At 44.7% G+C, this 11,804-nt stretch carries 12 protein-coding genes and 1 riboswitch; of the genes, 2 read left to right on the top strand and 10 right to left on the bottom strand.

Annotation, left to right across the window (positions count from 1 at the left end):
• The first annotated feature begins 349 nt into the window (after window positions 1-349).
• A complete protein-coding gene (locus CA598_RS12855; protein ID WP_094876756.1) occupies window positions 350-1,129 on the top strand; it encodes an alpha/beta fold hydrolase in 780 nt (259 codons plus the stop codon).
• 54 nt (window positions 1,130-1,183) lie between these two features.
• Here the strand turns inward: CA598_RS12855 and CA598_RS12850 are convergent, their stop codons facing one another.
• The 10 genes from CA598_RS12850 to CA598_RS12805 all read right to left on the bottom strand — a co-directional run bounded on the left by CA598_RS12850 (window position 1,184) and on the right by CA598_RS12805 (window position 9,688).
• The gene (locus tag CA598_RS12850; protein WP_094876787.1) at window positions 1,184-2,149 is read right to left on the bottom strand and encodes an NAD(P)H-dependent flavin oxidoreductase; all 966 of its coding nucleotides are present in this window, start codon (window positions 2,147-2,149) and stop codon (window positions 1,184-1,186) included.
• A gap of 6 nt (window positions 2,150-2,155) precedes the next feature.
• Entirely contained in the window at window positions 2,156-2,962 is an 807-nt protein-coding gene (locus tag CA598_RS12845; RefSeq protein WP_094876755.1) for an energy-coupling factor transporter transmembrane component T family protein, read from the bottom strand.
• Entirely contained in the window at window positions 2,955-3,812 is an 858-nt protein-coding gene (locus tag CA598_RS12840) for an ATP-binding cassette domain-containing protein (protein WP_094876754.1), read from the bottom strand. The genes CA598_RS12845 and CA598_RS12840 overlap by 8 nt, the downstream gene beginning before the upstream one ends.
• Window positions 3,797-4,597 (bottom strand): energy-coupling factor transporter ATPase, encoded by an 801-nt coding sequence (locus CA598_RS12835; protein WP_094876753.1) that lies wholly within the window; start codon window positions 4,595-4,597, stop codon window positions 3,797-3,799. The genes CA598_RS12840 and CA598_RS12835 overlap by 16 nt, the downstream gene beginning before the upstream one ends.
• A complete protein-coding gene (locus CA598_RS12830) occupies window positions 4,598-5,419 on the bottom strand; it encodes an SDR family oxidoreductase (protein WP_094876752.1) in 822 nt (273 codons plus the stop codon).
• A gap of 2 nt (window positions 5,420-5,421) precedes the next feature.
• Window positions 5,422-5,763, bottom strand: a complete 342-nt coding sequence (locus CA598_RS12825; RefSeq protein WP_094876751.1) for a MaoC family dehydratase — start codon at window positions 5,761-5,763, stop codon at window positions 5,422-5,424.
• Entirely contained in the window at window positions 5,738-6,139 is a 402-nt protein-coding gene (locus tag CA598_RS12820) for an FAS1-like dehydratase domain-containing protein (RefSeq protein WP_094876750.1), read from the bottom strand. Before CA598_RS12820 ends, CA598_RS12825 begins: the two co-directional genes overlap by 26 nt.
• A complete protein-coding gene (locus tag CA598_RS12815; protein WP_094876749.1) occupies window positions 6,136-7,287 on the bottom strand; it encodes a thiolase family protein in 1,152 nt (383 codons plus the stop codon). Before CA598_RS12815 ends, CA598_RS12820 begins: the two co-directional genes overlap by 4 nt.
• Complete coding sequence (locus tag CA598_RS12810) at window positions 7,284-8,765, bottom strand: AMP-binding protein (RefSeq protein ID WP_094876748.1); 1,482 nt, start codon at window positions 8,763-8,765, stop codon at window positions 7,284-7,286. The genes CA598_RS12815 and CA598_RS12810 overlap by 4 nt, the downstream gene beginning before the upstream one ends.
• 209 nt (window positions 8,766-8,974) lie before the next feature.
• Window positions 8,975-9,688, bottom strand: a complete 714-nt coding sequence (locus CA598_RS12805; protein ID WP_094876747.1) for a queuosine precursor transporter — start codon at window positions 9,686-9,688, stop codon at window positions 8,975-8,977.
• A gap of 10 nt (window positions 9,689-9,698) precedes the next feature.
• Window positions 9,699-9,744: riboswitch (PreQ1 riboswitch) on the bottom strand.
• Between the two features lie 343 nt (window positions 9,745-10,087).
• On the opposite strand from CA598_RS12805, the gene CA598_RS12800 reads away from it, so the two are divergent.
• Window positions 10,088-11,776 carry a methyl-accepting chemotaxis protein gene (locus CA598_RS12800; protein ID WP_094876746.1) on the top strand — a complete coding sequence of 563 codons (1,689 nt, stop codon included), beginning with the start codon at window positions 10,088-10,090 and terminating at the stop codon, window positions 11,774-11,776.
• Window positions 11,777-11,804: the final 28 nt, after the last annotated feature.

Genomic DNA, 11,804 nt, shown 5'->3' with positions numbered 1-11,804 from the left:
CCACAGTTAATATAGGAGAAACAGACGATAAAGACATCTTGATGTCTATTATATAGAAATACCGACTTGGAATTTCGCGAGTTTGTTGTTCACAAGAAAACTATAGCATGTTCTTTTCAACTAAACTGCCCGTTAGTTGAACAAATAAAAAAACGGCTGCCTAAGCAACCGTTTTTCCACTAACGTACCCCTTGAGCTCAATGATCTGAAGAAATTGTTTCACTCAAGCTATTCCTCAGAAATCTCTACGTACTATCTTAACCCAATTTGACGCCGAAATTAGGCATTAACCTTGCCTAGGGCGAATATCTTAACGGGGAAATACATTAAAAAAAATGAGGTGATACACTTGGGATACTTCGTTACTGTGGAACCGGGCGTAAAAGTATTTATAGATGACATCAATCCGAAGGGAAATAAAACGATACTTTTTATTCATGGATGGCCGCTAAACCATAACCAGTTCGAATATCAGTTCAATTTCCTTCCGAAGCTCGGATATCGTTGTATCGGAATAGACTGGAGAGGATACGGCAATTCGGATAAACCATTCGATGGTTACGGTTTCGATAGATTAGCAGATGATCTTCGTATAGTCATCGAAGCGTTACAGCTAAAAAACATAACACTTGCAGGACACTCTACCGGAGGAGCGATCTCAATTCGTTATATGGCTCGTTATAAAGGGTACGGGGTATCAAAACTCGTCCTGATCGACGCTGCGTCTCCATCAAGTGTTCCAAAAGAATTTACGAATAAAATCATCGAAGAGACAAACAATGACCGTCCGAAAATGCTGCAAGACCAAACGGGAATTTTTTTCTTTCAGTACATTTCTGAAGCGAAATCCGAATGGTTCTTTCTAATGGGTTTACAAGTTGCGAATTGGTCGACTTCCGCCATTATGGTCACGCTAAGAGACGAAAATGTTTACAACGATCTTGGACAGATCGATGTGCCCACATTAATTATTCATGGAATTCATGATAAAGTCGTTCCGTTTACCCAAGCTCAGGAAACAAATAAGCTGATTAAAAATTCGCAATTAGTTCCATTCCAATACAGCGGCCTTTGCCCTTTTTTGGAGGAGCGTGATAGATTCAACCAATTATTATCTTCTTTTGCATAACGCCTCGGATTAGCCACACCATCGCTCCCCATAAATTTAGTCCGATAAGCATCCTCACGCCTGTGTTCCCCACATCCCGCGAATCGACTCTGCCTCTTTGACCATCCTGCCCATCAGTTCCGAGACTGTAGGGATATCATGGATCATCCCTGTCACTTGGCCTGCCCAGCCAATGCCCTCTTCTTTGACATCATCATAAATCCAGCGCTTGTTGGCTGCACCGCTAATATATTCTTTTAAGGCTTCATAGGTCGGAGTCACACGCTCAATGTCGAGAATCTTATCTATGTACTCACTACGCAGCACTCGCGCGGGTGCTCCAATAGAGCGTTTGATTACGACTGTATCTGACTCTGAGCTTTCTACTAGGGCTTTTTTATAAGAAGCAGCTGCATGAACACATTCAACCGTAGCAACGAATCGTGTGCCCATTTCAATTCCCTCAGCCCCCAGTGCATGGGCCGCCATCCATCCGCGGCCATCCCCGATCCCGCCTGAAGCAATCACAGGAATATCAACCGCATCCACTACTTGAGGAACGAGTACCATAGTCCCTACATCATCACGCCCCAAGTGGCCTCCTCCCTCCTGCCCAACAACAATAACCGCAGAAGCACCTAATTGTTCAGCTTTTTGGGCTTGTCTGCGTGAAGAGACGAGCACGAGCGTTTTAATATCAGTGTGCTGTAGCATTTCCAGTATAGGGGCCGGATTCCCACCAGTGAGACTCACCACGGGAACCTTCTCGTCGATGGCGACCTGCACCCGATCTTCATAACCGATACCATGCACACCGATGGCAAAATTAACGCCAAATGGATTGTCGGTCAAAGTACGAACCCGTTCTATTTCTGAACATAAAGCCTCTGCGCTCGGAAGACTCATCGCTGTAACCTGACCCAATCCACCGGCATTCGAAACGGCAGCTGCAAGGTCTGCATAACCTAAATAAGCAAGCCCGCCTTGAATAATAGGATACTCTATCTGCAATAACTCCGTAATACGGGTATTCCATTTCATATTCATCTATACCTTTCCTATCTTTAACCACAGCAGAATCACAGCAAATAAAAGAGCAATTCCCCCTGCCAGATAATCCATTTGCTGAAATTGTAATACCCTATAAGAAGTTCTTCCTTTACCATTTCCATAAGCACGCGCATCAATCGCATAGCTTAGCTGTTCAGCACGTTGAATCGTCGTGAAGAGCAAAGGAATAATAATCGGGACATAAGCAAATATCCGTTTAGGCAGTGATAATGCTGTAAGATCATACCCCCTAGCCTTTTGTGCGAGAAGAATACGATCCAGCTCCTCCTTGATGGTAGGAATAAACCGGATCGCAATCACTATCATTAAGGAGAATTGTTCTACGGGCACCCCCATTTTGGATAGAGGTGCAAGCAGCTTTTCAAGACCATATGCTAAGTCTAGCGGTTTAGTTGTTAACGTTAATACTGAGGCTAATAAGATGAGCAATACAATACGCCAAACAAAACGTAATCCTGTTCGCAGTCCCTCTTCTGTTACCTCAATAAATGACCAAGACCAGAGGATAATCGTTCCTTTGGTGAACACGGCATTGTACATGAAGGTAAACAGCAAAATAAATAATAGCGGCCGTAGTCCTCGCCAAAAGAATTGAATAGGAACCTTTGACAGCAGTAAAATTCCGATTACAAAAAAGGTTGCAACTGCATAGCTAAGCCCTGTTCCAAGCATCAGAAAGCTAAGCATGAGAATCATGATACTAACAAGTTTTGTACGGGGATCTAAACGATGGAAAATCGAATGCGTCTCCACATATTGACCCACAATTACGGAATCAGTCATGTTGACGCCCCCTCGAATGCCAAATGGGCAGAACAGCATCGAAGATATCCTGCTCTTTACAGCTAGCAATCTCAATTTTTTGACCGGATAATTCCTCTACTAGCTTCAAAAGCTGTACGGGTTCAGGTATGGACAAGCCCAGCTCCACCAATAATTCTTCCTTTTCTATAAATAGTGTTCTGGGGTCAAAATGTCCTTCCAGCTGACCTTTATGGAAAACCAAAACCTCATCCGAGTACTCAGCAACATCCTCCATCTGATGCGAAACGAAGAGAATGGTGCGCTGATTTTGTTGCTGCCAAGTCTTTAGTAGCTTCAGCAAGGATACTTGACTAGCAGGATCTAGCCCAGCTGTCGGTTCATCCAAAATTAGCAGCTTAGGATTCGTCATTAGCACGGAGGCAATGGCCACACGGCGCTTTTCTCCACCACTTAGTTGGAATGGATTTAACGGGAGAATGCCCTCTGACAGACCCACTTGCGGTAAAATCCTTTCAATCGCCTCCGTGATTTGCTGGCGTGAAGCACCCTGCAGATTCAGAGCAAAAGCAAGCTCCTTTTGCACTGTGGTTTCGAATAGCTGATGCTCCGGATATTGAAACACGAAGCCCAGCTCCGGGACCACCTTTAATTGTCCTTTGGCATCTCTGGGAGCAGGCTGATGATCAATGGAGTAATCTCCTTTTACGCTGGGAATCAAGCCCTTCAGCACTTTGACAAAGGTAGACTTTCCTGCGCCCGTGGGACCGATAATCGAAATCCATTTGCCCGCAGTAATAGTGCAGTTAATATTGTGTAAAGCTATATGATCAGCATAGTTTACACTTAAATTATCTAATTGGTAGACCATTGTGATCGAATGTTCCCCTTCCAATCTGCTGTTGGCGGCGCTGCTGAATGTAGCAATGCATGTACGCGCACGGCAAAGGGTAGTTGTAATTGATAGTCCGCAACAGGCATCATTTTAAAAAAGGCCAGTGGAGCACCATCATACTCATGTCGCCCTTGATGCAGGAGTAATAATCGTTCTGCTGAAAGCACTTCCTCCATATGGTGAGTGATCTGAATAATGGTCAGACCTTGACGATGCAGCTCTTGCATAATAGCAAGCACCTGCTGCCTTCCCTGAGGATCAAGCATAGAGGTGGCTTCGTCGAAAATAATGACTTGCGGGCGCATCGCCAATATAGCCGCAATAGCGACACGTTGCTTCTGACCTCCAGAGAGCTGATGTGGCATCACGTCCAGATAATCCTCCATATGAACAGCCTGCAAGGCATACTCCAATCGGCTGCGCATTTCCTCCCTTGGCACACGAAGGTTCTCCAAACCAAAAAGCACCTCATCCATAACGGTTGTGGTGATAAATTGATCCTCTGGATTCTGAAAAACAAAGCCAATTTGCTGATGAATATCTGCAAGCTCAGCTGGCTTTGCGGTATCTAGGCCCTTAAACTGTATCGACCCTTTTCGAGGCAGCAACAAACCATCCATGAGCTTTGCAATGGTGGATTTGCCAGAGCCATTCGCGCCAACAATCGCCACAAACTCACCTGCATTTATCGTAAAGCTGATATCTTCTAGGACAGGCTGATCCCTTTTATAATAAAAATGAACTTGATCGAAGGTAAGCATTTATTCACTCCCCTTTTGACGGTGCCACGTAGCGAAAAATGCCCCGATGCTGTTCTCAGAAAATGCAGGTGCAGGCTTCTCCCATTTCGTCACTTTTGATCCATTCACAGCAAAGATTTCACCGGTTAAATCCGCATCGTTCTCGCTCAATAATGCATTTACGAAAGAAGCAATATCCTCTGGAGCACCTATTCGCCAGAACTCCGGGAACGGTTCATTACGGCTGGCATGTTTCACTTTCAAGTGATCAATGACAGGTCTGGTCATATCCGTTAACGCGGCTGGTGAAATCGCATTGACCCTAATTCCATCGCCCTTCAGCTCCGCTGCGAGAGTCCACATCATTCCGAGTATTCCAGCCTTGGCTGCACTATAATTCACCTGACCGACAGAACCTGTTAATCCAGCCGTTGAGGTCATCAACAGGATATCACCACCTGTCTGGCGCATATGTGGCAGTACACGTTGAATGCTGTAATAGGCACCATTTAAATGCACATCCAGCACAGCCTTCCATTCTTCATCCGTCATCCGTAGACATTTCTGATCTTGTAAATTTCCAGCGTTCGCTATCAACACCTCAATACGACCGTATTGAGCAATAACCTCATCTACCATTACCGAGACCGCGACTGGATCTGCTACATTAGCAGAGTAGCCTAATGCTTCACCACCTGCCTGTCGAATCTCGTGGACAACTTCATCGATCAAGACTTGTTTTGTACCATTTACAACCACTATATAACCGGACTTGCCGAGCTGCACGGCAATACTACGCCCGATCCCTCTGGTTGCTCCAGTAATTAAGGCTACTTTGTTCATCACTACACCTCTTTCACTGAAAAAGCTCCCGTAGCAATAACATCGCCAGCTTCTGTTGTAAGGGTCACTTTCACAAGAGCATCATCATCTGCATAATCAAACATCACAACATTGTCGACCTCAACAGGCTGATGAAATTTCATCTCATACTGAGTGATCCACTGTGCCTGATGCTCCTCGATATATAAGGATTGGGCTAATCCCATTAGATACATCCCCTGCGCAATGGGCCGCTTAAATCCAGCCTTAGCTGCTGCATCCTCATCTAGATGAATCGCGGCCAGATCTTGGGAAGCTGCTGCATATAGCCGGATGGCCTCAGCCGTTATACATTTTCTCATCATGATCATCACCTACCCGAATTAACACTGTTTCTGCGGTGACTATAAGCTCGTCTTCACATTTACAAACCAGCGTATGTGTGTAAAAGGTCAGTTGGCCCTGCCGGCCATCTTTTTGCGCCTTGCTCGTTAATGCTAATTCACAATCTAACGTCATCCCTGCCGTAATCGGTGCTTGATATGAGAATTTCTGAGTGCCATGAAGCAAAGGCTCTCCCTTGCTAAGCCAAGGAATATCGAAGGCCTGCCAAAAAATAATAGGCATCGTAGAAGGAGCAATCAGATTGCCCTTATACGTCTGCACGGGTGCCTCAATACTATGTGCATAATCCGATATCCACTCCGCAGTCACATAAATCTGATGATGAATGCTGTTCATTCTACCGCCTCCACAAGAGTAGCCAAACCGATACCTCCGCCAATACCCAAAGTGGCAAGTCCCCTTTTATAAGGCGTATGCTGCATTTCAGCACATAAGCGAGTCATTAAAATAGCTCCGGACGCCCCATATGGATGACCGATAGCTAATGCGCCTCCTCCACGATTGACCTTTTCCTGTGGGATCTGAAGCTCATTCAGTGAGGCTAGCACTTGCGAAGCAAAGGCTTCATTAAACTCTACGATATCTAAATCGGCTATGGTCAGCTGTTGACGATGTAATACCTTTTGTACAGCTGGAATGGGCCCCATACCTAAATAATTCGGATCTACACCTGCCGCTTGCGCATCCACGATACGCAGAATCGGGTTAAGCTTGAGTTCCCTACATTTCTCACGGGACATCATTAATACAAGCGCCGCACCATCATTAATAGGACAGGCATTTCCAGCGGTGACAGTGCCTTTTTCTTCAAAAATTGAAGGGAGCATTCGCAGCTTATCCAAGCTCGTATTGGCCCTTGGACATTCGTCGGTGTTCACCCACTCCCCCTCAACCAGAAGAGGTACAATCTCCTGCTGAAACCGGCCGCTTTGCTGAGCATGAACAGCCTTTTGGTGGCTTTTTAAGGCATATTGATCCTGCTCTTCTCGTGAAATCCCGTACTTCCGCGCTACATTTTCCGCAGCAATCCCCATATCCGGATCACCGTAAGCGCTTGGTGTAAAATGAGCACGGGTATATAGCTGTGGAACCCCCATCAAGGTTTGGGGCTTATTCATTTTCCAAGGGGCACGACTCGTGCTCTCAACGCCGCCAGCTAAATAAATCTCACCTGCACCGCTTTGAATAAGCCTTGCTGCTATATTAATAGCCTCTAGCCCAGAACCGCACTGCCGATCCACAGTAACGCCCGGAACCGAAACAGGAAGCCCAGCTTCAAGCGCAGCGACCCGGGCAATATTTCCACCCGGACCGACCACATTTCCAATAATGACATCATCGATCATCTCTTTAGCTAGGCTCGTCTCTGCCACAATATGCTGAATAAGCGGCGCCAGTAATGCTTCCGGCTCAAATGTACTTAATAAGCCGCCCATCCTGCCAATCGGTGTACGTTTTGCCATAACAATTACTGCTTCTATCATACCATCGCTCTTTTCACATAGTCTTTCATCGCTTGCCGGGCAATTTTGCCACTGCTTGTATAAATAAACTCTTCAACTGTCAGCAGCTGCTTCGGCGATTTGTAGCTTGCTAAATACTGGCGACAATAATTCTTTATTTCGTCTATAGATAAGTGCTTTTCACCATTCCATTTCACGAGCACGGCCAACTGTTCTCCCCAAAAATCGTCAGGGACGCCGAGCACCATTACTTCTTCTATTTCAGGAAGATGCTCTAACACTCGCTCTATTTCCTCTGGATAAACGTTCAGCCCACCGGTGATAATTCTATTTTTCAAACGACCTGCCAGATATAAGTACCCCGCTTCATCCTGATAAACATTATCTTCCAAAATAAGCCATCCGTCTCGAAAAGCTGCTGCAGTCTCGTTCGGCAATTGATGATAGCCTAGAAATATCATATCACTTCGTACATATAACTGCCCAATCTCCCCCGCAGGGACTTCACGGAACTCTTCATCACGAATGGAAATTTGTACTCCGGGATAGGGCTTGCCTACAGAGCTCGGATTATGCTCTTCCAGAACATCCAAATAACTAATATAACTCGCTTCTGAGGAACCATAGGATTCATAGAGACGCGCTCCAGCGAACACTTCTATGCCCCTTTTTTTGGACAACTCCGACCACTTTGCACCTGAGCTAATAATCGCATCAATCTGCGTCTGCCCAGGAACAGCCTGCCGCATCATGGATTCAAGCATTGTCGGTACAACAAACAACACCACACCCGGAATCTGCTTGCACAGCTCTAACACCTGTGTGGCGCTAAATTTTTGCGTAATATGAAAGTTTGCTCCGCCATACAGACTCTGCATTACAGCGAACAAGGACAGCGAATGCACAAACGGACCCGGTGCTAAAACATCCTTCATAGCGTCCAATTTAAAGGCAGCACTCGATACCTCAAAGCTCTTTAACCACGATAAATGGGTACGCATATATCCTTTGGGCAGTCCAGTTGTGCCTGAAGTGAAGCCGATAAATAATAATTCATTCGTCTCATCCAATTCAGCTTCTGGCTTCAGCGCATCCAGCCACTGATCATAGGAGCCTGTCCGATCTTTTGTAAAAATCATTGTTGGGATCGCTTGCTCCCTGAAGACCAGATTCTTTGCAGCTTCCGGCTCGGCAAAAATCATTGTCGGCTGGCACTGCTCTATAATAACCTGCAGTTCGTTTGCACTCCACTTGGGATCTAAAGGGATGGGAACACAGCCTGCATAAATAGCCCCCAAGAAAACCTCAACAAATTCAATGCGATTCGTAGATAAAATAGCGACTTTGTCATGTCTCAGACCCTTTTGCTGTAGACCATTCGCAATTCTCCGCATCGCTTGTACTAATGTTGCATAAGTATGACCCGCTTGGTTATGGGTTAAGGCAATACTGTCGGGCTGCTGTGCTGCATGACGCAGTATAGGAACTACTAGATTCATCCTTCATCACACCTGTTCGTAATTTCTGTGTCTACCGATTATGCACACCTCTGAATTGCATGGGATACAATTGGAATGGCTACGATAGCTTATTTTAGCTTTATATTAATTTTATGTACATATTTATATGGAACGATTAAGCCTCTTACGACTGGAAAAATCAAACAGCGCGCATCGATTATGATCGGTACGCGCTGGCTGTATTGTGTTTAATTTTTCTTTTGAGCGGATGATAATGCCCCATCTTCAGCAAAAGTAAAAGTTCGGGCGATATATAAGATAGGTGTGCCGACTGCGGTTAGTAAGAATTTCGCCAGATACGTTGTAAGCAAAATTTCAAACCACACACTCCAGTTATACAACCCAGCAAATGCAATGGTGCAGAAGATTAGTGTATCCACAAAAGAGCTAACCATCGTACTACCGTTCGAACGGATCCACAGCTGACTTGAGGTGCTGTAATATTTGCGAATCCAGGAATACAACCGAACATCTAGGAACTGACTAATGAAATAAGCAGTTAAACTACCCAACGCTAGTCGAGGCATCAGCCCAAAGATCGTCTCCAAAGAAGACTGAGCAATATCGGTCTCTTGTGGCTTAAATACTAGTACCATCTGCATAATGACTGTCGTCATAAGCAGGGTGAAGAAACCAAACCAAACCGCTTTTCGTGCTTCTGCTCTTCCATATTTCTCATTAAGCAAATCGCTGGTCATATACAAAGTGACATACATCGTATTTCCGAGTGTCATCACGATATCAAATGGCATAGCAATCGTCTTAGCTACCTGAATATTAGCAATTACAGTAGCGATACCTACCCAGGCATACATTCCACTTTTGCCGAACAGGCGGTAACAGAGCAGAAAAAAAGCAAAATTGACAATAACAAATAAAACTCCCCACATCAAATTAAACATATTACTTAAACTCCTCCTAGTTTTGTTTACGCGGGATGGTTACGAACCGCGGCTTACATTAAGTTTTGGAACAAAACATTAATACTCTATCACACTGTCGTCAAACAATCCATAAAAATAAACAATTTATGAAATGGGTATTTATACCCATTTTTATTAACTAAAATTAAAAGTGTCAGAAATAATTCATCTTTTTCAGAAAAATATGCTCTATAAACTAAAACTTTCACTATTCATCCAGAGGTTAATTCTATAGAATAGTATCAAACACTTCATTCCCGATCCATTTAGTTGATATATTACATAACTATGGAATATATTGCAGGTTGCCAGTCACTAGCAGTCGGTAGGGATATAAAGAAATGGGGCTTCACTGCCCATAAAAAGGGGGAGAACAATATGTTTCGTTTCAAGCAGTCGATCAGTCGCAGATTTACGCGTTTATTATTTGTAGTTCTATTACTCACGTCTCTTTTGTTAAGTACCAGCTTCTACTTTATATCCACCAGTATTTTCAACAGCTATGTCATGCCACAAATCAATCAAATTCTAACTGCAGCTGCTCAGGACGTATATAAGAACATAAATACAATGCATGCTCAGCAAGCACTAAAGAAGAACGAACAAGCAGCCACCAATCTTGAATTCTATTTTCAGGATAAGAGAAAGCAACATGGGGTTGAGACTATTTTTCTACTCAATTTAAAAGGCAAGGAAGCTGAGGTTCTGTCCGTAGATCATGATGCAAAATTAAAGCCCGAGGAAATTGTTAAGGTATCCTCTGCAATGCAGCAAGCCCTTAAAGGAAAGAGTGGACTAAGCGATACATACAAGGACTCGCATGGTGTACATAAGTCAGCTTATATCGGAATTCCCGGAAGTACGATGGTTATCGGAATCAGCAGTGATGTAAGCTTTATTCAAGAAAAAACAGACAGTATCCTGTGGACCAGCGCGGGGATCACTCTGCTAACGCTGATCATAGGGTCAACTGGCGCCTGGTTTATGAGCATGCGGATAACCCGTCCTATCTCAAAACTTGCAGCTTACAGTGCCCGTCTTGCAGAGGGAGATTTCACAGAGGAATTAACGGTTCAAGGCAGTGATGAGGTAGCTCAGCTATCCAGAAGCTTCCAAGCGATGACCCTACGCCTAAAAGAAATGATCGGACATGTACTCGTCACCTCAAACACCGTGGTCACCGATTCCAATTCTTTAAGAGAACGTGTTGAGGTCTTAAATGAAATGGCAGACCACTCTAGTACTTCTGTTGTAGAAATTGGAAGAGGTAGTACAACCATCGCGAGCAGCGCTCTAGATAATTCAAAAGCTATGGAAGAAATCAATTTCGGCATTCAGCATATTGCTTCAGCAGCCACCGAAGTCACTGAGCAAATTAGTGAAGCTTCCGCTGAAGCGATTGGCGGTAATGAGATTGCCCAAAGCGCTGTTCTGCAAATGCGCCATGTTGAACGCGCCTCCCTGCAGTCGCTGGAGCAATTACAGGTTATGAACGAACGTTCAGTAATGATCGGAGAAGTCGTTCATAGTATTACTGAAATTACGAAGCAAATCCAAATGCTGTCGCTCAATGCTTCGATCGAAGCAGCACGTGCAGGAGAACATGGACGCGGCTTTGCCGTTGTTGCCGGAGAAGTACGCAAGCTTTCCGAACAATCCCGTAATGCGAATGAGCAGATTCGTGATTTCCTACTCGGACTTCAGGAAGATATGAATCGCTCCGTTACTGAGATGAACCATGTGAATTCTGAGGTAGCCTCCGGGGTTGGTAAGGTCTCAGAAGCGGGCGACGCCTTCAATCACCTTCTGATTCTGATCCAAAGCATCAATCAGAATATTCAATCTGTATCTGCGGCGACGCAGCAAATCTCAGCAAGTACAGAAGAAGTTAGTGCTTCCGTTGAGGAAACCGCACAAATTACTTCAAGATCCCAAGAAAATGCGGACACACTATCCGAGAACTCGGAGCGTCAACGTATAGAGCTTGAAGGACATGCAGTAACCGTGCAGCATCTATATGAGCAGGCTAAGAAGCTTCAGGAAGCTGTGCAACAATTTAAGATCTAAAGCTTAGGCTTATATAACCCCCCCCCCC

The sequence above is a fragment of the Paenibacillus sp. VTT E-133291 genome (genome assembly GCF_002264395.1).
GTDB lineage: Bacteria > Bacillota > Bacilli > Paenibacillales > Paenibacillaceae > Paenibacillus_AQ > Paenibacillus_AQ nitricinens.
The sequence above is the reverse complement of the archived record's forward strand: the minus strand, read 5'-3'. Positions and strand labels throughout refer to the sequence as shown.

Coding starts and splice junctions, on each gene's coding strand:
- CA598_RS12850 (WP_094876787.1), bottom strand. CDS start 2,149: ATGAAATGGAATACCCGTATTACGGAGTTATTGCAGATAGAGTATCCT.
- CA598_RS12845 (WP_094876755.1), bottom strand. CDS start 2,962: ATGACTGATTCCGTAATTGTGGGTCAATATGTGGAGACGCATTCGATT.
- CA598_RS12840 (WP_094876754.1), bottom strand. CDS start 3,812: ATGGTCTACCAATTAGATAATTTAAGTGTAAACTATGCTGATCATATA.
- CA598_RS12835 (WP_094876753.1), bottom strand. CDS start 4,597: ATGCTTACCTTCGATCAAGTTCATTTTTATTATAAAAGGGATCAGCCT.
- CA598_RS12830 (WP_094876752.1), bottom strand. CDS start 5,419: ATGAACAAAGTAGCCTTAATTACTGGAGCAACCAGAGGGATCGGGCGT.
- CA598_RS12825 (WP_094876751.1), bottom strand. CDS start 5,763: ATGATGAGAAAATGTATAACGGCTGAGGCCATCCGGCTATATGCAGCA.
- CA598_RS12820 (WP_094876750.1), bottom strand. CDS start 6,139: ATGAACAGCATTCATCATCAGATTTATGTGACTGCGGAGTGGATATCG.
- CA598_RS12815 (WP_094876749.1), bottom strand. CDS start 7,287: ATGATAGAAGCAGTAATTGTTATGGCAAAACGTACACCGATTGGCAGG.
- CA598_RS12810 (WP_094876748.1), bottom strand. CDS start 8,765: ATGAATCTAGTAGTTCCTATACTGCGTCATGCAGCACAGCAGCCCGAC.
- CA598_RS12805 (WP_094876747.1), bottom strand. CDS start 9,688: ATGTTTAATTTGATGTGGGGAGTTTTATTTGTTATTGTCAATTTTGCT.
- CA598_RS12800 (WP_094876746.1), top strand. CDS start 10,088: ATGTTTCGTTTCAAGCAGTCGATCAGTCGCAGATTTACGCGTTTATTA.